20 protein-coding genes and 1 pseudogene are annotated in these 19442 nt (G+C 55.4%); 10 read left to right on the top strand and 11 right to left on the bottom strand.

Annotated features, from left to right (window positions below):
- The first annotated feature begins 8 nt into the window (after positions 1 to 8).
- Entirely contained in the window at positions 9 to 293 is a 285-nt protein-coding gene (locus H7687_RS07835; protein ID WP_183346500.1) for a cytotoxic translational repressor of toxin-antitoxin stability system, read from the top strand.
- A complete protein-coding gene (locus tag H7687_RS07830) occupies positions 262 to 603 on the top strand; it encodes a helix-turn-helix domain-containing protein (RefSeq protein WP_183346499.1) in 342 nt (113 codons plus the stop codon). The genes H7687_RS07835 and H7687_RS07830 overlap by 32 nt, the downstream gene beginning before the upstream one ends.
- Positions 604 to 839: 236 nt before the next feature.
- On the opposite strand, the gene H7687_RS07825 is transcribed toward H7687_RS07830, so the two are convergent.
- From H7687_RS07825 to H7687_RS07815, 3 genes are all read right to left on the bottom strand, one after another.
- Positions 840 to 1448, bottom strand: a complete 609-nt coding sequence (locus H7687_RS07825; protein ID WP_183346498.1) for an outer membrane protein — start codon at positions 1446 to 1448, stop codon at positions 840 to 842.
- A 47-nt stretch (positions 1449 to 1495) separates the two neighbouring features.
- Complete coding sequence (locus tag H7687_RS07820; RefSeq protein ID WP_183346497.1) at positions 1496 to 1810, bottom strand: hypothetical protein; 315 nt, start codon at positions 1808 to 1810, stop codon at positions 1496 to 1498.
- 166 nt (positions 1811 to 1976) lie between these two features.
- Entirely contained in the window at positions 1977 to 2342 is a 366-nt protein-coding gene (locus tag H7687_RS07815) for a hypothetical protein (RefSeq protein ID WP_183346496.1), read from the bottom strand.
- 325 nt (positions 2343 to 2667) lie between these two features.
- Here H7687_RS07815 and H7687_RS07810 point away from each other — a divergent pair, with 325 nt between their 5' ends.
- The 3 genes from H7687_RS07810 (at position 2668) to H7687_RS07800 (ending at position 4988) form a co-directional block, all read left to right on the top strand.
- A complete protein-coding gene (locus H7687_RS07810) occupies positions 2668 to 3240 on the top strand; it encodes a Ros/MucR family transcriptional regulator (RefSeq protein ID WP_183346495.1) in 573 nt (190 codons plus the stop codon).
- Between the two features lie 88 nt (positions 3241 to 3328).
- Positions 3329 to 4564: an EVE domain-containing protein gene (locus H7687_RS07805; RefSeq protein ID WP_183346494.1), complete on the top strand. Its 1236-nt coding sequence runs from the start codon at positions 3329 to 3331 to the stop codon at positions 4562 to 4564.
- A gap of 70 nt (positions 4565 to 4634) precedes the next feature.
- Positions 4635 to 4988 carry a ComEA family DNA-binding protein gene (locus H7687_RS07800; protein ID WP_183346493.1) on the top strand — a complete coding sequence of 118 codons (354 nt, stop codon included), beginning with the start codon at positions 4635 to 4637 and terminating at the stop codon, positions 4986 to 4988.
- 159 nt (positions 4989 to 5147) lie between these two features.
- Here H7687_RS07800 and H7687_RS07795 read toward each other — a convergent pair whose 3' ends face one another.
- Entirely contained in the window at positions 5148 to 6038 is an 891-nt protein-coding gene (locus H7687_RS07795; protein ID WP_183346492.1) for a BrxR family transcriptional regulator, read from the bottom strand.
- A 1201-nt stretch (positions 6039 to 7239) separates the two neighbouring features.
- Between H7687_RS07795 and H7687_RS07790 the strand changes: the two genes are divergently transcribed.
- Entirely contained in the window at positions 7240 to 7536 is a 297-nt protein-coding gene (locus H7687_RS07790; RefSeq protein WP_183346491.1) for a hypothetical protein, read from the top strand.
- 272 nt (positions 7537 to 7808) lie between these two features.
- On the opposite strand, the gene H7687_RS22090 is transcribed toward H7687_RS07790, so the two are convergent.
- From H7687_RS22090 to H7687_RS07770, 4 genes are all read right to left on the bottom strand, one after another.
- A complete protein-coding gene (locus tag H7687_RS22090) occupies positions 7809 to 7961 on the bottom strand; it encodes a thermonuclease family protein (RefSeq protein WP_281376693.1) in 153 nt (50 codons plus the stop codon).
- Between the two features lie 380 nt (positions 7962 to 8341).
- The gene (locus H7687_RS07780) at positions 8342 to 9994 is read right to left on the bottom strand and encodes a sensor histidine kinase (protein ID WP_183346490.1); all 1653 of its coding nucleotides are present in this window, start codon (positions 9992 to 9994) and stop codon (positions 8342 to 8344) included.
- Positions 9984 to 11456 carry an ATPase domain-containing protein gene (locus H7687_RS07775; RefSeq protein ID WP_183346489.1) on the bottom strand — a complete coding sequence of 491 codons (1473 nt, stop codon included), beginning with the start codon at positions 11454 to 11456 and terminating at the stop codon, positions 9984 to 9986. The genes H7687_RS07780 and H7687_RS07775 overlap by 11 nt, the downstream gene beginning before the upstream one ends.
- Before the next feature lie 228 nt (positions 11457 to 11684).
- Complete coding sequence (locus H7687_RS07770; RefSeq protein ID WP_183346488.1) at positions 11685 to 12062, bottom strand: response regulator; 378 nt, start codon at positions 12060 to 12062, stop codon at positions 11685 to 11687.
- A gap of 218 nt (positions 12063 to 12280) precedes the next feature.
- On the opposite strand from H7687_RS07770, the gene H7687_RS07765 reads away from it, so the two are divergent.
- Together H7687_RS07765 and H7687_RS07760 are read left to right on the top strand one after the other, a co-directional pair.
- On the top strand, positions 12281 to 14431 hold the full coding sequence (locus tag H7687_RS07765) for a PAS domain-containing sensor histidine kinase (protein WP_183346487.1): 2151 nt from the start codon (positions 12281 to 12283) through the stop codon (positions 14429 to 14431).
- A 349-nt stretch (positions 14432 to 14780) separates the two neighbouring features.
- On the top strand, positions 14781 to 15962 hold the full coding sequence (locus H7687_RS07760; protein ID WP_183346486.1) for a sensor histidine kinase: 1182 nt from the start codon (positions 14781 to 14783) through the stop codon (positions 15960 to 15962).
- A gap of 79 nt (positions 15963 to 16041) precedes the next feature.
- On the opposite strand, the gene H7687_RS07755 is transcribed toward H7687_RS07760, so the two are convergent.
- The 3 genes and pseudogenes from H7687_RS07755 to H7687_RS07745 all read right to left on the bottom strand — a co-directional run bounded on the left by H7687_RS07755 (position 16042) and on the right by H7687_RS07745 (position 17826).
- A complete protein-coding gene (locus tag H7687_RS07755; protein ID WP_183346485.1) occupies positions 16042 to 16575 on the bottom strand; it encodes a thermonuclease family protein in 534 nt (177 codons plus the stop codon).
- Positions 16576 to 16750: 175 nt separating this feature from the next.
- Positions 16751 to 17146, bottom strand: coding sequence for a GIY-YIG nuclease family protein (locus tag H7687_RS07750; protein ID WP_183346484.1), 396 nt, complete (start codon positions 17144 to 17146; stop codon positions 16751 to 16753).
- A gap of 51 nt (positions 17147 to 17197) precedes the next feature.
- Positions 17198 to 17826, bottom strand: a pseudogene (locus H7687_RS07745) (SOS response-associated peptidase).
- Positions 17827 to 18161: 335 nt separating this feature from the next.
- Between H7687_RS07745 and H7687_RS07740 the strand changes: the two are divergent.
- Together H7687_RS07740 and H7687_RS07735 are read left to right on the top strand one after the other, a co-directional pair.
- Positions 18162 to 18464, top strand: coding sequence for a hypothetical protein (locus tag H7687_RS07740; RefSeq protein ID WP_183346483.1), 303 nt, complete (start codon positions 18162 to 18164; stop codon positions 18462 to 18464).
- Between the two features lie 92 nt (positions 18465 to 18556).
- On the top strand, positions 18557 to 18931 hold the full coding sequence (locus tag H7687_RS07735) for a response regulator (RefSeq protein WP_183346482.1): 375 nt from the start codon (positions 18557 to 18559) through the stop codon (positions 18929 to 18931).
- The last annotated feature ends 511 nt before the right edge of the window (positions 18932 to 19442 follow it).

Raw genomic sequence — 19442 nt, 5'->3', positions numbered from 1 at the left:
GATGCCGGATGAAATGGATCGTGAGTTACAGCAGGAAAGCCTCGAAGCAGTACGACAACCTGCCACGGGCTGTGCAGGACCGGCTGGACCTGCTGACCGCGGAGTTTGAGCTTCTAGGCCCCAACCGCTACAACTGGAAGAACTACTCCAAACTGGAAGGTACGACCCAACGGTATCACTGCCATATAAAGAAGGGGAAGCCGACCTACGTCGCCGTGTGGGAAGTGATCGATGACCGGGTAAGGCTTTTGGAGGTAACCTATGTTGGCACGCACGAAAAAGCGCCCTACTGAAGGGCTGGTCCCGCTGCAGCTGATGGTGCATCCCGCCAATGTCGCGGCCATCACCAGGTACGCCGAGCAGTTGGAGCAGGCGGAGTCCGTCCCTTGGCGTGAGGTGGCAGCAAGGCGCGGCAGCGTGCCCGCCTCCATCCTTCGCGGCGCGAGAGGAAAGGCGGGGCTGACCCAGACCCGGCTTTCGGAACTCTCCGGCATACCGCAGCGCCACCTCTCGGAAATGGAGCGGGGGAAGAGGCCGATCGGCAGGGAAACCGCCAAGAAGCTGGCTACGGGGCTCCAGCTCGATTACCGGCTGTTCTTATAGGCGGACTGCTGAGACAAGGGAGGGTACACTCGCACAGGGGCTGATGTTGAGGATTTACGTGTCCTTTCAGACCGTTTCCAACGAGCTGGAAAGCTCATGAGGGATGAGAGCAAAAGTAATTCGGCTCCAGTAACAAGCCCTGCCCCAGACGACAGCAGCAGATCGGGATAAGTAGTTAATGCAAAAGGCCCCCACATGAAATGTGTGGGCCTTTTGACATCCGGCTGTCTAAGTACTTAGAACTTCACCCTTACGCCGGCGAGGATGTTGCTGCTGCCGTAAGACATGTCGACGCCGTCCACAGAGAAGTCGCTTGCAGCGCCCTGGTATCTGTAGCTGAGGTCAAGGTTGACGTTCGGAGCGGCCTTAACTGTGACGCCCACCATGGCCTGATAACCGAAGGTGGTATCGCTTGCGTCATCGAATCCATCGGAGAGTTTTCCGTCAAGGATACCAAGGCCAACGCCGACAAACGGCGAGACGGAGGCTTCCTTGGAGAAGTCGTAGTAGGCATTGATCATGTAGCTGGTTACGCCGACATCTCCGTCCACCTTCTCAGAACCGAAGCCAGGGGCCGAAAGCTCGTCTGTGTCGGATTTCCGATAGGCAATTTCAGCTTCAAGCCTTGGGCCGGTTGCGAACTCGTAGCCCAGGACACCACCTACGGCAAAACCCGGATCGAAGGAGAGATCGGCCTTGTCGCCGCCTCCTGCATCCAGTGTACTTTCATGCACAAATACGACCCCTGCGTTAAGACCAACATACGGTCCTTCCTGTGCCGCCATTACGGACGTAGCCGATGCTGCCACCAAGAGTGCCGCCGCTGCCATGACTTTCAACTTCATTTTTCTACCTCCTGTATTGGGAATAGGCTCATTCTGAGCCGAACCGCCTAGTAGCCGTAACCGCCGTACGATCTCGAGGAACCACTACCGGAGCGGGTGCCATAGCTGCCGCTGCCGTAGGTGCCAGAGTTGCCGTAGGTGTTGGTATTGTAGGTGGGGGTGCGGTCGTTGTAGGTCGGAGAGCGGGTGCCACGCTCACCAGTGTATGGATTGACATTCGGGGAGGTGCTGTAGTTGTTGTTGTAGCTGGAGTCCCTTTCGCTACGGGTGTACCCGTTGACGTAGGTTCCGTTGCTACGGGCGTACCCCCTAACATACTCATCAGCGAACGAGGGCGCTGCCATGAGGATCAGGAAAGTCACAGTTGTAAGTTTTTTCATGTCTTTCCTCCGGTTAAAACTTAATAAACAGAGGAAGTGTCTACCTCATAATCTTCAATGTCAATAATTAAATAACTTTGAGGCTAATTGTTACCATTTCTGAGGTCCCAAGCCTTCACCGAAAGGCCTTTGATGCAGATTTGTCTGTCTACTCGCCTTCTGACGTAGCCATTTGCCTCTGTTCGAATAGCCCTTGGATATCCGAAAATGCAGACAGAGCGTTAGCCACTTGAACTAGTATTTTGATCGCCTCAAGGTTTGCAGCATCTTCCCCCAGTTCCCGTATGCAGGAAATAATGGTGTCGCGTAAAGTGTTCGCCCAGATTGCATAGCGCGAAAAGGTTGCATCGCCATCGCAAACCTGATTTAGCGCTGCGCGCTCCAGACGCATGTACAGAAGGTCTAGGCCTCCTGCCACGCCCCCGTCCGGGTAGGCGTCGCTTACCCTAAGGTGGACCGAGTCTTTATAGCGACTGATCACCTCCTGAATCTGATTTTCTATTGAAGCGCCCATGCATTTCCTCCCTCGAAAATGTTCATTTCCCCTCACAGCGGAGGAGAGAAGCCGGACACCCCTGCTCGGCATTTGTTCGGGGATATGTCATTTATGGTGTCCCCCTCGCTTCCCAATTCAAGTACAGGAGTCCATTCCGTGCATAAGCTCCTCAGCAATTTGTCCCCTGTTCAAGCAGGATGTCTTTTTCAGGGCAGTTTCGATTGCATTTATAATGGTTTTATTATAAAAGTCGATTAATTGTCAAGGCGAGTCTCAGGTAGATCCAGACATTGCCAGCCCTATGAGTAGGTACAGGGCGGTTTTAAACACCAGGAGGGAACCAATGGCCACTCTCGTAGAAATCGCCGCACAACTCGTATCCGCTCATGCCTCCAGCACCCCAATGACCTCAGACGAACTTCTGGCTGAGATCGCCAAGGTACACGCCGCCCTGAAGAAACTCGATGCCGGAGGAACCCTAGAGGCAGAAGGGGAGATAAAACCGGCAGTCCGAGTCAAGGATGCCTTCAAGAAGAACGAGGTGGTCTGCCTCATCTGTGGCAAAGGCGGCTTCAAGACCCTTACTCGCCACCTGGCTACGGCCCATGACCTGAAGCCGGCCGCCTACAGGAAGCAGTTCGGGATCCCATCGAAGCAGTCCCTCGTGGCGAAGAGCTACTCCGAGTCACGCCGCAAGCTTGCCAACGACCGTGGTCTGGCCGACAACCTTGCCAAAGCAAGAGACGTGAGGATGGCCAAGATCAAGGCGGAAAAGGCCCCTGCCAGGGCTGTGAAAGCTGCGCCGGCAGCCAAGGCACCTGGCAAAGCTGCGATGGCAGCGCTGGCAGCCAAGGCACCAGCCAAAGCTAGCCGGAAGGGCACCCGCGTCAAAGATAGGGCAGTGGGGAAACAGTAAAAAGGTGTAGCTGGTAGACCTCTGGAAGAAAGTAAAAGGAGACCAGCAAAAGTCGGAGTCACAAAAGCACCGAGAGGAGGCAGACCTCATGCCATGGATCTTCCAAGGGAACCCGAAGGATTTTGACATCGACGGCTATCTTAGTGCCTTTAGCCGGGTTGCCTGGACAATCCGGCAAGGACACTTCAAGAACGATATCGCCGTTGGGGATCGCGTTTTCTTTTGGAGGTCAAAGGGAGGAAAGAAGGGGCCTTACGGTATCGTAGCTATAGGTAATATAGCCTCCACCCCAGTCATCATGCCGGATCACCCTGAGGCACTGCCATACTGGGTGACGAAGCCGGAAGAGGATGTGGCATTGCGTTGCTGGATTGATATTGACCACTGTGCGATATCTAAAGGAACGCTTCTGTCTACCGAACATATACGTGGTGACGAACTGCTTAGCAATCTCCGCATTTTGCGACTCAGCCAGAACACCAATTACTTTATTTCCGACGAGGAAGGTAACCGTCTTCTCACTCTCTACAACCAGTTGACGCGAGAGGATCGCCTAATTGCATCATACTCTTGGACAATAGAAGGGCGTAGCAGGGCTTCCAAGGTATTGGACAAATCTGCGTTTCTTCATCATGGCAGTGGTATCCCCAAGGACGTCAGATCGTTCTTCCTTGATCGCGAACTGGAGCCCGGTGACAGAGTTGACCTAATGCTCCTAGCTGATGGTAAGGCATACCCTGCCCACATAGCAATGGAGTCGCAACAGACAGCGCGGACTAGGCTCTTTTGGGACTCGTCATTCGTATCTCTGCTGCACAAATCTTTCCCCAACCATCTGAAACAATACCAGCAGGATCAACTGCCTCCTCACCGCGTTGTTATGTGCATGGAGCGGCGTAGTAATTCAAGATCCTACGACGTAACATTTGGTGCCGAGTTGCCTGAGTCGCTTGTTGTTCAGGACATCGAAGCCGAAATAATGGAAGATGCAGGTCCAAGGGGTGAAGGAGGAGTAAAGCAATATTATGGCAAAAGATACGAGCGTGACGCCCCAAATCGCCGCAGAGCCATAGAACACCACGGCCTGACTTGCAAGGTTTGTGGCTTCAACTTTGAAAAGGTGTACGGTGAACGCGGGAGTGGCTTTGTCGAGGTGCATCATGTTAAGCCCATTAGTACGTTAAAGGGAAAGCAACAGGTTGACCCAAAGACGGACCTGGTTACGCTATGCTCAAATTGCCACAAGATGATACACAGGCGCCCCAACAAAATTTTAACAGTTGCAGAGTTAAAGAAGTTGCTCTCTTTACCCACCCCCGCGTGAATGCTCTTATGCCTTGCGCCGATTTCCATTTTGTGTATATTTCAGCTCACATTCCAACAGGAGGTTCTGCATGAAGAAAATCGTCACCCTGATTTCCGCTGTTTTCATCTCTCTCTCTGTCAGCCTCACCGGCTTCGCCGCCGACAAAGCCCCGACCGCAAAGCCTGCAAAAGCAGCGGAAGCAGCCAAACCCGCACCGGCAGAGAAGGCAGCCGCAGCCGCTCCCAAGGATGCCGTGGTCGACATCAACACCGCCTCGGAAGCCGACCTGAAAGCCCTTCCCGGTGTCGGCGACGCCTACTCCAAAAAGATCCTCGCCGGCCGCCCCTATGCGAAGAAAGACCAGCTTCTCAGCAAGAAGATCCTGCCGAAGGCGACCTATGACAAGGTAAAAGACAAGATCGTCGCCAAGCAGGCGAAGTAGCTGTAACAGAAAATGCCCCGGTAAAGCCGGGGCATTTTGTTTAAAGAGGCATCAACCTCTTCCTCTCAGGGAGCGTTTCCAAATGTCGATAACATACTGTAGGCCGAAGGAGGAATCTGCCTTCACTAGCGGAACTCACTCAGGCGGTCTTGTAGTCTGTTACTTCCAGCTTTCCGCATCATAACCAGGGGCCATTAGGGCGTTTTGAACACCATAGAGTGCGGCGGGGTTGCGCAAGCATAGCTGCATTTCGTTCCCATCGTGTTTATGCCCTTTGGAGCAATCAACATTCCAGTGTCGCAACATGTATCCAGCCATTGCTGCTCGCACATTCACCTGCAGAACCCCTGAAGTCATGCCATAATCTAGTTCAATCGTCTCTGGGTATTGCACCTTAGGATGTGGTGCAATTTCTAATTCCACAATCCTGTTCCATTGAATGTCTGCGTCGCGCGTTTCATTTTCCAATATTGTGTCTTCAAGCACCGATGCTTCCATCATCCTTGTAAGCACAAAATCAGTGAACAGTCCTCTTTTTCGATCAAAGGCTCTCACATGCCAGCGAAGCCCGTTGTCAATCAAAGCGAAAGGAACAATTTGCCTAGAAGAGATGCCGCTTGTTAGAGACCTGTATTGGATATGCAAAGCCCGTTTTTGGAATATAGCACGTGAAACAGCGCTAAGTATTAGAATAGATGGTTTACTTAAGTGAGCTGGCGTTTCACAGCTTATATATGCTCTATGGATTCCTACAAAGTCATCTCCAAGGCCCTGGGTCAGAGCGGTTAGAACTTGACTTGGCGAAAAGTTAAACAGTGGGCTGAAAACCTCCGAACGTATGTATCGTTTTGAGGCACCATCGTAGACAAGGTTGTTGCACGCCAAGCGTCTATACTCCGCAATGTCCCGTGTTGCTGCCGCCTCCTTGACATCAAAACGACTAATCAAGTCATTCCTTCCGATGCTCCCAAGAAAATTGACCCTGAAATCAATATGCGCCAAGCGGATTTTTTGTGCGCGCGCCATCTCTATGGCTTGCTCTGACACCATTATCTTCTCCTAGATAAAAAGTGGCCTTTCGGTGAGAAGTGCCCCGGCGGAATATACCACTGCAGCCCCCACCATGAAAGCTAAAAATATTTAATGTAGTAATCAATAAAAAGTCTTGTGATGATCAAAATGATTATGATACCGTGTCGTCAAAATTCGGGTAGGTGGTCATGAGAGAGCTAGTTCGTGAGGTCGGGCAGCAACTTGATCTGAATCTTGAGGTAAGGGTTCTTAACTCCGGCATCGTCTTGCCCCACGATGTCGAAGCCCAAAAAAAACATGGGGCGAAGGAGCAAAGTTATGGACGATCAGAACAGAAAAGACCCGCAGCCGCAGCATGGACAGGGACCGAAGGACGGGAAGGGACAACCAACGGAGCATGGCCGGCCGGTACAACCGCACCGCTCTTCGGCCCAAGTTGTGAAGCCCTCTACAGAGAACAGATAGGCGAGATAACCGAAGCCTATCCTGGCACCAAAGTATGGGTGCAACCAGATGGTCTTTGGTTGCTTTCTGAAAGCTTGTTGGTTCCCATGCCAGCACGAAGAGTAGTCTTTTTAACCGGAATCCCCTTCTCCCCTGTACGATTTCCCCGGAGTTGGGGATTCTGGGTCGGTCCCCCGTTGACAGCTCCTAAATGGATTGGTCCTCGGCACACAAATTTCCCAGACGGTTCTGTGTGTGCTTTCGATCATAGTGACGGTACCTGGCGACTGGGCAAACCTATCGTTGATCTGTTAGACCTTTATACTGTTTGGGCGTTTCGACATCTGCACTTGCAGGTTTTTGGAAGATGGCCAGGGCGACAGGTTGCTCATCATCCTTATGAAAGGCTGACTGAACTATCAGGGGATGAATACTGTGGTTGTGACAACAGCGATAAGCTTTATGGTGAGTGCTGTAGGGACAAAGATAATACATTGAATGCGTTTGAAGTTTTTGTGTCTTTCTATGTAGAGATGGGTGGGGTACGGCGTCCACCTCCAGTTGTGACGGAATTTATACAGAATCCAACAAATCCACCGCCTTTAGCTGACCTGCTGCCTTCGGTGTTTGGGTTCCTCAAGGCCCCCAGGTTTTCCGCGGCTCCGATATTGTTGCCATTCATGAATCACAGTTTGCGCAAAGGGGGCTGCAGGTCTCAGCTTAAGTAGATTCTCTGTTTTGCAGCAATTACTTATTCTAATTCTACGGAGGAATTATGAGCTATTTGGTATTTTGTACCTTTGACCTCAAGAATGCAACCAGTGCTGACTACAAGAATGCGTATGCTGATCTGGAAAAAATTGGCTTGAAAAGGGTTATCAAGGCCGATCAGGGCCATGATGTGGTGATCCCAACCACTGCAGCAATGGGCACTTATAACGGTGCCAGCGCAACATCTGTAAGGGATGACGTAACGAGCCAGGTGCAACGTGCTTTCACTGCTCGACAGTTCAAGTCTGAGATTTTTGTTGTTATTGGTGGAGACTGGGCCTGGGGCGCCGCTACATCGTAGGACGTGTGGCATCCACGCCCAATAGAGTCAACTCGGGCCGTGGACCGGAAAAGCCAGAAGATCGGATGCCTTCGGGCTGCTTTCCCGGCGCTCGAACCGCCTGTGTTGTGCCTCAGCTTCCGGCTGCGCCAGTTCTTCCCGCACCGGTTCGTTTGAAGGTGCCACCTCTCCGCTAGCCCTGCCGACACTCTGAGGAGGGCAAAACCCGGAAAAACGCATCTAAAGGACGGCGGCCCGACCGTTAGGCTTTTTGCCTCCTTTCTATTGCATCCTCAGCCCTTTCCTAAACTCCCAAGGCGGCTGCGGGACCCCTGCCGCCACAGCCCCCGCCGCTCGCGCCTGGCCTCTTCCTCAGCCCGGATATACTCAGAGGCATACGGCCGCTCCAGGTTCTGCCGGTAGGCCCAAGCGAACCCCTCCCGCACCACAGACACCGTCCACCGGTACCGGTCGATTTCCCGCACCTCAACACTCACCCTCTGCCCGCCGATCTTCCCCTTAAGCGCCTGAAACACCTTTCCACAAAAGTTTGCCCCGTCTTCGAGATCCTGCCCGTCTTCCGGTTCCTCTTCTCCGTTTCCGGCGCGTCGATGCCATGGAGCCGCACCTTCACCTTGCTCCCCAGGGCATCCTGCACCTGCACGGTGTCCCTGTAACCTTGGAGACAACGCCCTCGAGGACCCTCATCGGCTCCTTGGCCCAGGCCGAGCCGGCACACATCGCTAAAACAAGCTCTCTGCAAACAGGGGGGAAACGTCGGTTTTTCCGGGCAGATGACAGAAAGGTTGCTGGGGAGATGACCTAGTCACACCTCGATCCTGAATTCGGCGCCGCCTTCGACATTGCGGACCGATAGGCGGCCGCCCATGTGTTTCTCGATGATCGCTTTGGCCATGTAAAGCCCGATGCCCGTCCCTTTGTCGGGACCCTTGGTGGTGAAGTACGGGTCGAAGATCCTCTCTATCACGTCCTCGGGAATGCCGCCTGCATTGTCGGTAATGGTTGTCACCGCCTTGCCGTTTTCCGTGAAGATGCGGATGGTGATCGCCGGCTCTCTTACTGTTCGCTCCAAGAGAGCGTCCTTGGCATTCATGAGGAGGTTGAGCAGCACCTGGGAAAACTCGTTGGGGAAACCTTCGACAACGGTATCATCCTGCGGGATGACCTCGACGGCCACATTGGCGTGCCGGAAACTCGCGTCGACAAGCCTGATGGTTTTGGCGAGTATGTCCTGTACCGAGAAGGGGACCTTCTGCTTGTCGGGCTTGAAGAAGCTGGTGAAGTCGTCGATGGTGTGCGACATCTGCCCGATCACCCGCATCGCCTGCGCAGTGCTGGTATTGAAGGCCTCGTCGTGGAGCTGACCCATTTTGTAGAGCGCGTAGGTTTCCTGAACGATCAGAGCCAGCGCATTCAATGGCTGCCGCCATTGGTGCGCGATGTAGCCGATCATCTCGCCCATGGCCGCCATCCGGCTTTGCTGCATGAGCTGCTGTTCCTTGACGCGCAGCTCTTCAGCAGCGCGGAAGCGTTCCTCGGTTTCGCTGCGCAGGCTCTGCAGCGCCCGAGTCAGCTCCTCCGTTCTTTCCTGGACCCGCACCTCGAGTTCGTCCTTCGCCCGGCGCAGTTCCGATTCGGCCCGCTTCCGATCGGTTATGTCGTTGAACAGGATGGCAACCTGCCGGTTTTCCGGCGGGCCGAAACGAAAGGCGTACACATCGAACCAGCGCTCCTGCTGTTGGGCCGGTCGCTCGAAACGCAGGGGCTCCCCGGTCTCGATTATTCGTCCGTATATTTCGAACCAGTACTCTTCCTGCCCTGGCGCCAACTCCCGGATGGTTTTGCCTTCGACATGCCTGAGCCCGGTCTGCTTTTCGAAGGAAGGACTGGTTTCCAGGAAACGGTAGTCGACCGGTTTGCCCGTTGCATCGTAGAGCATTTCAATGATGCAGAACCCCTCGTCGATGGAGACGAACAGCGTGTGGTAGCGTGTCTTCGCTTCCTCCAGAGCCTGCAACTGATCCCGCACCAGGTACTGCCGCCGACGGCTGCGCAGGGCGGAACGGATGATGGCCACCAGGGTATTAACCCGCACCGGCCGTTCCACAAGGGTCACGTCGCCTGGCAGTAGCAGCGCGTCACGGGCCATCTGGGTTTCGGGACCTGGGCGCAAGAGCACGATGATCGGCAATTCAGACCAGGCGGGGGGCTCCCCCACGCTCAGGGCGCCTACCAGGCACTGCTTCATGGCGGAAGAGAGGGCTTCCTCCTCGACCAGCAGTGCTCCGGCCCCCTTGCCGATTTCAGCGCAGAGCTCCGCCTGGGTCGCGCACATCTTGTAGGTCACATGTATCCGCTCCAGCACCCGGGGCATCGACCAGGCATCCCGTCCCTCCGGCAGGAGCATGAGCACCCGCTCTTCCAAGCCGCCGTGTGACCCTTCCGCGCTAGACGGCAAGGTTGGGGACCCCCGTCAGCACCCCCTGCATCTCCACCAGCGGCTCGCCAATGGAAAGCCCTTTGCCACTGATGGTGAGCTCCCGTATGGTTTTCTCGTGGTCGTATCCCCTTTTTTTGACCACCGAGATGGCGCGCCTGACTTCTCCCCGGTGCTCGAAGAAGCGCAGCAGCAAGATGGTGTCGGCTAGATAGCTGACACCTTTCAACTCGAGCGGCTCCTTGCCGAAGAAACCCTCCTGTTCCACGATCAGTAGCGTAGTGACTCCCATGTGCGACAGGTAGGTCAATAGCTCGTGCAGATGGATCGCCAGGTAGTCCTGGTCGGGCATGGAGTTGGCGTAGCCGCTCAGCGTGTCAATCACCAGAAGGCGGGCATCCCGCTCCTCTACCTCCTGGCGCAGTTTCGCGGAGAACTCTCCTATGGAGAACTCGGCAATGTCGACATGGCTGAGCGCAATGACACCTTTGTCGACAGTTTCTTCCACCGCAAGCCCCATTCCCTCGGCCCGCTTCCGATACGACTCCTCCGTCTCATCGAAAAGGTACACCGCAACGTGCTCGGCATTTTTCGCGGCGGCGACTACATACTGGCTAGCCACCGTCGTTTTTCCCGTGCCGGAAGACCCGATGATGGCCACCACGCTCCCCTTGTCCAAGCCCCCGCCGAAAAGGAGGTCCAGTTGCGCGTTGCAGCTGGAAATGAGTCCCCTTTTCGGAGGCCTTCTGTGCTCGCCGGCGATCAGGGTGGGGAATACGCGGATACCTCCTGTCACGATCCGGAAGTCGTGCCAGCCGCTGCGGTAGGTTCTGCCCCGTATCTTAAGCACGAGAAGCCTCCGACGTGTAGGGCCGAAGCCGAGCACCACCTGTTCCAGGTAGATGACCCCGTGGCAGATGGTCTCCAGGTGCATATCGACGTCTGTCCGCTCCACATTGATGTTGTAGGTAAGGAGGACGGTGGAACCACCCCCCTCCAATTCCTGCCGCAGGGACAGGACCAGCCGGCGGTACATGATGTAGTCTTCCGTGAGAAGGCGCAGGTCCGACAGTGAATCGATTACCAGCCGTTTCGGCTTCACGCGCCGGATTTTAGCCACCAAATCCTTCAGCACAGCTGCCGGCTCCATTTCGGCCGAGTGGAAAATCCTCTGCTCCGGACCCTGGAGGATTTCCTCCGTGATTTTTGCAGAATAGATGGCGAAAAATGCCGGATCGAGATTGATGTCCCCCGCCTTCGCCAAGGCGACCAACTCATCGCCGGCGCCTCCGACCGTGATATAGAGGCACTGTTCCCCCCTCCTGATACCTTCGGCAATGAATTGGAGAGAGAAGGTGGTTTTCCCGGTGCCGGGACCACCGGAAAGGAGGTGCATCATGCCAGCGGTTAGCCCCCCGTGCAGAATATCGTCGAGGCCAGGGACACCGGTTGAAACTACCTCAGAGGAAATGTTTTCTCCCATGCTGTGCTCCTCGTACTGCATCTGACAAAGGGAACAGTAAAACAGCCAGAGGTCACTGTGGCATGCCAGCAAGTCCAAAGCAGACCCGCAGTTGGTTGGTATTATAAGATGTTAATTATAGTTGGCGACTCCCCTAGGTGCTGACACCACGAGATAACCAGGATGTCTGCCCGGGTTGTGAGGAGGAGCTGTAGAATGCTGGGAAAGGGCAGGGCGAGAGACGTGAAACTATAGATCCAAAAGCTTATTGTCCAAAACGGTTCTGATCATGTGGAGTAACTGTACCGGATTGAAGGGCTTAAGAATGATGTGGACATAGGGTGGTAGGTTGTCGGCGAATCCAGACATGTAAATGACCTTGAGTGCAGGGTTGATCTTTGTCATTTCTTTGTAGCTTGAAATGCCGTCCATGCCGGGCATTACGATGTCTGTTACCAACAAGTCGAACGCAGCCGGATCTACAATGAACTTCTCCAGGGCCTCCTGGCCATTGGCTGCGGTAACCACTGTGTAGCCCTGGCGAGTAAGGAGAGTATGGACGATCTCCCTGATCTGCGGTTCGTCATCGGCAACCAGAATTGTTTCTGTCTTTTCTGCACCACTCATACCAAGCCTCGTTTTGAGTACACGACTCAACTACCTTTGGGTCTGTATACCAGTAAATCAGTCAAAAAGCTATGGACGATTGACCTCCCTGCCTTATCGCTTCCTCGTATGTTTCTCCGCCTAGATCGACACTCGGATCAATTAAAGGAAAAACTTGATTAGATATGGCTTATTTTGTATAAAATGTAGATTCTTGGTCCAAAACGGAAGGAGATTCTATGGCAAGATGCAGCCAAACCAAAGCAGAGCTGCTCGCCGAATTACGGGAGCTGCGTGAACGTACACAGTTGCTCGAGGTGCAGCTTGCCTCGATTCTATCGGACTCAGGCAACCGTGACCCGGCCGTCACTGAAGGTGAGGAGCACTTCAGGCTGCTTCTGGATTTCATGCCCTCGCTAGTGTTTCTCAAAGACCAAGAGGGGCGCTACGTTTACTTAAACGCGACCTACGAGCAACGCTTTGTTCAGGGGCGAGATTGGTTGCACAAGACGGATTTCGATTTCTGGGATCCTGACAGCGCGAAACTGTTCCGCGCCAATGACGCAGCGGTGCTGGCCACGAATCGGGTGCACCAGTTCCTGGAGGATTCGAAGGACATCGACGGCAACAGGTATTGCTGGCTCTGCTACAAGTTCCCCTTCACCGACTCGCACGGACGCCGTTACCTCGGCGGCATCGGCATCGACGCCACCGATCAGATCCTGGCCCAGGAGGCACTGCGCGCGTCAGAGGAGCGGTACCGGTCTCTATTCCAGTCCCTCGACGAAGGGTTCTGCACTATCGAGGTTATTTTCGACGACAGGGATCGGGCTATAGATTACCGTTTCCTCGAAGTGAGCCCTTCCTTCGAAAGACAGTCGGGCCTTGTGAACCCGACGGGCCGTCGAATAAGGGAGCTGGTGCCTCAGCTTGACGAGCATTGGTTTGAGCTTTACGGACGCATCGTGAAGACGGGAGCGCCGGAACGCTGCGTCAACCTCGCCGGAGCACTCGGCCGTTGGTATGACGTTTCCGCCTTTTGCGTCGGGGCACGGGAAGACCGAGTGGTCGGAGTTGTGTTCACTGATGTCACTGAGCGCAAGCAACGGGAAGCGAGCGTGGAGGCTGAGCTGCGCGACTTGAGGATGCTGCAGCAGATCAGCGAGTCGCTGATCGAGGAGGGTGACGTTCAGGGTCTCTACCAGCGCATCGTCGACGCCGCCGCCACCATCATGCACTCGGATTGCGCCAGTCTCCAGATGTACTATCCGGACCGGGGCAACGAGGGCGAGCTGTACCTCCTCGCTCATCGCGGCTTCCCCCCCCAGGCGGCCGAGCATTGGCAGTGGGTGCAACCAAGCACCGGCACCACCTGTGGGCAGGCCCTGAAGCGAGGCACGCGGGTGATGGAATCGAATGTCCAGTCGGCACAGTGGATGAGAGAGGAGATTAATGTTTACCTGGGAAACGGCATCTACGCCGTCCAGAGCACACCGCTACTGAGCCGCACCGGGTTCATGGTTGGCATGTTGTCCACCCACTGGCGGCAGCCGCACCGGTTATCCGAGCGGGACTTTAGCCTGTTCGATATCGTGGCACGCCAGGCTGCCGACCTGATCGAGCGCAGACAGACGGAGCAAACGCTGACCGAAATGAACCTCAACCTGGAGCAGCGGGTTCAAAAACGGACTGTCGAACTTACGGCTATCAACAAGGAACTGGAGTCCTTTTGTTACTCCGTCACGCACGAATTGGGAGGACCCTTGCGCACCATGAGCTGCTTCAGCGAGATTCTGCTCGAGGAGTACGCCGAGCGGCTGGACCCTGAGGGGATTGGCTACCTGCGGAGGATCGCTGCTGCTGCATCCAGGATGGGGCGCCAGGTCGAGGACCTCCTGATGCTCTCGAGGGTGACCCGCAGGAAGGTGCAACGTGAAACCGTGGACCTGAGCGCCATGGCGCTGGAGATTCTCGACAGCCTGAGGGAGCAGGCCCCGGGCCGCCAGGTTTCGGTGGAGATTCCCACCGGAATTAGGGGGCTGTGGGACCCCGGCATGGTCAAGCTGGCTTTGCAGAACCTCGTTGGCAATGCCTGGAAGTACAGCGCCACTAAGACCGATACCAGGATTGAATTCGGCAGCTATTGCAGTGGGGAGCAGAACATCTTCTTTGTGCGCGACAACGGCATCGGCTTCGACATGTCCTACGCGAAGAAAATATTCCTCCCCTTCGAGCGGCTGCACCGGGTTGGAGAGTTCGAAGGGAACGGTATTGGGCTCGCGACAGTGCAGCGGGTGATCGACATGCACGGTGGCCGGGTCTGGGCCGTGGCTGAGGTCGGTCAGGGCGCTACCTTTTATTTCACTGAAGGCCCCAGCTACGTTCTGTAAAAGTTGGTGCAGGATGCGAGCCCCCTCAGGGGCGTGGATTCCCCATCTGCCCCCCTTTAGTACCCGCCTGTCGAGTTTACCGCCGATCTTCCCCTTCGCAGCCGGAAACGCCTCCCCATAAATCCCAGATGGTTTCCCTTGCCAAACAGTGCCGGGGAAGGGGCTCATCAACCGTCAGGATCTGCACCTTTGGCCGCTATTTGAAGTTCCTGCTAGTGGTCCCTGTGGGTATCGGCGTATAATGAAAACCCTGGCGGGGAGCTGCCAGCGGCCCCGGCCTTGATCGCGGTCAATCGCGCCAAAGGTCTCGGTTGCGCTGCCTGTCGAGGGGCGTTGATAGAGGTTCGCTATGGTCAAAGAGGCAGGAACAGACACAACCGCGGCAAGAAGCGAGCACCCTGCGCCGGAGCAGGCGAACGAGAAACTGGAGGAGCACGCTTTATTTGAGCGTCTCTTCGAAAAGTCTCCGGATGCGGTCTTGGTGGTGGATGGCGCGGGGGTGATCGTCAAGGTGAACCAGCACACGGAGGCTCTCTTCGGCTATCGGCGCGAGGACCTGATCGGCCGGCATGTCGAGATCCTGATCCCCGACCGATTCCGCGCACGGCATCGCCAGGACCGCCGGCACTATGTGGCGGACCCACAGCCCCGCAAGATGGGGAGCGCCTTGGAGCTGTATGGCAAGCACAGCCAGGGATGGGAAATCCCTTTGGACATCATGTTGGTTCCCATCGAGTGCGGGGAAAGACGCTGGATTCTCGCCGTCGCCCGGGACATCACCCAGCAAAAACGGTATGAGGCCGACCTTCGTCACCTTAATGCCCAGTTGCAGAGCCAGATCGAGCAACTGACCGCAGCCAACAAAGAATTAGCTGATGTCAGCTACACCATATCCCATGACCTCCGTGCTCCGCTGCGCCATGTCATCGGCTTCGCGGAAATGCTCATGGCGCAGTCCGCCCACGTCCTGGAAGAGAAGAGTCGGCACTTCTTGGACGTCATCATGCAGTCATCCCGGAAAATGGCCGATCAGGTTGACGGCCTCTTGGTCTTTGCGCAACTGCGACGGATCGAAGTGGTGAAGGCCCGGATAGACCTAAACAGGATGGTAGGGGATATCGTGACGGAACTGGCCAGGAAGGCCGAAGGACGGGACATCGAGTGGCAGGTGCCCCCCCTGCCGACCGTGGCGGGTGACCCCGAGATGCTGCGTCTGGTGATGTTCAACCTCCTTGCCAATGCCGTCAAGTTCACCCAGTCCCGTTCTTTGGCGAAAATAGAGGTCGGCGCGCTCGATGAGAGCGAAGCAACCGTCATTTTTGTCAGAGATAATGGCGTCGGCTTTGACGGCAGGTACGTCAACAAGCTGTTCGGCATGTTTCAGCGCCTGCACGCGGCGGAGGAGTTTGAGGGGACTGGTATCGGTCTTGCCAACGTGCGGCGCATAATAGAGCGGCACGGCGGCAGGATCTGGGCTGAAGGTGCGGTCGACGTTGGCGCGACCTTCCGTTTTTCGCTACCCAAGGCATGAAGCTGCCTCTCGCCGGTGTGGTCCGGTAAATTTTGGAGATCACCAGCCACCCGTCTCCGATAATGCAGCCTCGGCTCGGTCAGCGCCTCGACAACCGCCTGAACTCCCAGGGCGGCTGCGGGTTCCCCAGCCGCCACAGTCCCCGCCTCTCCCGCCTTGCCTCCTCCTCCGCCTGTATGTACTCGGAGGCATACGGCCGGTCCAGATACTGCCGGTAGGCCCAGGCGAACCCCTCCCGCACCATCTCCTGGTTGATATCCCGCTTCCCAAGGCGCACCAACGACACCGCCCGCCGGTACCGGTCGATGTCCCGAACCTCGACCGTCACCCTCTGCCCGCCGATCTTCCCCTTCAGCGCCTGAAACGCCTCCTCACCAAATGGCTGCCCCGGCTTCGAGACCCTCCCCGTCTTCCGGTTCCTCTTCTCCGTCTCCGGCGCGTCGATGCCGTACAGCCGCACCTTCACCTTGGTCCCCAGGGTATCCTGCACCTGCACCGTGTCCCCGTCACTTACCTTGGAGACCACCCCTTCCAGAACCCTGATCGGCTCCTTGGCCCAAGAGGGAATGCTACACAAAGAGAAAAGAAGCGCCATCAGAAACGGTATTCTCATGCTGTCCTCCGGAAAACGCCCGCATTCACTTGGGGCACTCTTCGAAATGGCGGCGATGCTGGAACACTCAAACAAGTTCAACATCACAAGGCGGACCGACGTGGCCGGTCTGGCGGCTGGTTAGGACGTTGAGCCGTCAACAATTTAAATAACCACTCATTGGGGCTGCCCACGATTACCTGATGCCAACCACGTTCAGAGGCGGTTGAAGCTCGGTTATTAAGTATTCCTCGATTGATGACGCTTCGAATGCTCTTTCATCCTCCAAAGCGATGGTGGCTAGCATTGATATTGACGAGAATCTGTCATCGAGACATCGGCAGTCTTTACAGGAAAACCTCACTCCTAGACGAATCCCAATGTTGGAATTAAAAGATGCTTTACCGATGTACTGCAGAGTTCCACTTGCGTCAAACAGAAAATACAAGCCCTTTTTGTCTGCATTTTGCCACATATCGTTCGTGGCAACCGGGGCAAGCGAGTTGAGAACTAAATTGAGGTTTGGCCTCGGATACCGGATGTTCAGATCATCAACGGCCAATTTCAATGCATCGTAATCTGCTGCATTCATGATTCCTCCGTTTCTGCGTCAATGGTTGACCGAGTGATGCTCTCGGGGTGCTCAAATCGGCGCGATCAGTTCGCAGTTGTCATATTTAGGCGTATTGACCAGCGGCGCCACCTGCCACATCTCCAACAGGTCGGCAGGGTAGGGCTGGAAGAAAAGGGAGAGGGGCGTCGGATCGGTAAGGTGCCGGTTCAGCCAGCGCCCGCACTCCGCCGGGTGCAGGATGACCGGCATGCGCTCGTGTATGGACTCCAAGAGCTTGTTGGCAGCCGTCGTCAGGATGGTGAAAGACTCCACCACCTCCCCCTCGGGAGACTTCCAGCTCTCCCACAACCCGGCAAAGAGCATGGGAAGCCCGTCGCGGATCCGGATGTAGTGGGGGAGCTTCGCCTTTCCCTCGTGCCGCCACTCGTAGAACCCGACGCCGGCACCACGCAGCGGCGATACTTGTACGCCTGACGGAAAGAAGGCTTCTCCAGGAGCGTCTCCGACCGCGCGTTGATCATCTTGTAGGCGACGGTACGCTCCTTGGCCCAGGCCGGAATCAGCCCCCAGTGCAAGAGGTCGAGCCGGTTCCCCCCGTCGGCGCCTTCTCTTACCACCGCCACCTGCTGTGTCGGCGCCACGTTGTAGCGCGGATTTGTAACAGGTAACTCCGACAGGTTAAATGTTTGCAACAGCACCTCTGCAGAAACATCTGTGGAAAATCTACCACACACGGTGTACCTCGCTTCAGATCCGACTAACTGCTCTACCCATGATAGTTATACAAGAACCACTGCCCACAGACAACCGTGTAGGCGGCCTCTGTTGTGGAAGACCATGACAATTCCACATACCGCCTTAACTCCTGAGCAGCCCCCTCCCTCGTTTCAGTCTCCGTTCCTCCCGTACCTCAATGACCGACAAGGCAGAATCTCCAAAAGTAATAAATTAGAAATATTTACATTAGAGATAAGTTGGGATAAGTTGACAGTCCCTCTGGCACTGGCGCCTCATTTCAGACAGTGGAGGCCACATGGATGAGAGATATCGGATGGTAAATGATTGCGTGCACGCGCTGCGCAAAAAGTCTTCACCCCACAAGCGACAGTTCGAGCTTGAGGTGAAATTCCTGCGGTTAAGGGTAGAACTCTTGAAGCACCAAGGGGAGTCGAGCGAGGTTGAGGAGGCGGCTTTTCTTCAGAAGCTCAAGCTTCTGGTTGAGGAGTTTGTTGCCGGTCTTTCATCCCAAGACACATCAAGCGAGATTTTACAAGGCATCGACACCATCATGACCCGGATCCAGGTCTCCCCAGCGTGGGATGCATCCCCCGCGTAGCGCCCGTACAGGTTGTCTTTAGTCAGTTGCTTCTACTTGCCGTTATACAGGTGGCGGTCGATCATGCATGAGTTTAGCTGGAGGGTGTTGTTATGATACAGGGAGAGCCTGCAGGCGGGAAAACCATTCTTCTCGTAGATGATGAGGCCCCAATACGGTCGATGCTTTGTGCTCTCCTGGTAGGCAACGGTTACCAGGTGATACAGGCTGCCGACGGCCTGGATGCACTGGAGAAATTCAAGCTCAACCTCGAAGCAATACAGCTCGTCGTAACTGACGTCGTGATGCCGCGCCTGGACGGTTTGGCGAGCATAAAGATAATGAGGGCCATCACCCCGTCCATAAAAGTTCTGGTCATGACCGGGTATGCCTTAGACCAACCGCCGCCCGATGGCGTCAGCCTCATCCCGAAACCCTTCACCCCAGCCGGTTTTCTTGAAGCCGTTCGCTCGACCTTGGGAGACTAGCGACAGGCTGCCTCACCTGGGTAATCTGTTCCTCTGCCTAGCCCTGTCTGCGAAAACTCTGGTCCGTTTTCACTCTGGTATAAAAGCTATGCGATGACATGGCTATGCCTATATCCAGCAAGACCTTGTAATATCTGTCTTGGCCTTCTCCCTCTATCTGCACCCGGTATTCCTGGATGTTTCCTTTCCAGTTGCTAGTCTTCTCGAAATGACAACCTGGATAGTGGTCACATAGTTCAAGAAGTTCTTCAGGTGCTAGCAGCAGGATGTCAGTGATGCTCACCGTTCCCCCTCCATTATTAGGATTAATGCCCGCATCCCTAGCGCAGTGGTGTAAGCTCGTATCTCGCGTACCAATCTACATCAAGTTTCCAGTTCGGAAATGCAGGAATTCTCTCATATTGAGGCAGTACTTTCCTGCAAATATGTGGCAGGACGAGGTCTACAAAGCCTACAACATGAATACAGGAGTTGCTCCACCTCGAACGAAATATGGTCTCCCTCTCCTGGG

Origin of the sequence: Geomonas paludis, assembly GCF_014193585.1 — a bacterium.
In the GTDB taxonomy this organism is placed as follows: domain Bacteria; phylum Desulfobacterota; class Desulfuromonadia; order Geobacterales; family Geobacteraceae; genus Geomonas; species Geomonas paludis.
This window is presented reverse-complemented; position numbering and strand designations above follow the sequence as displayed.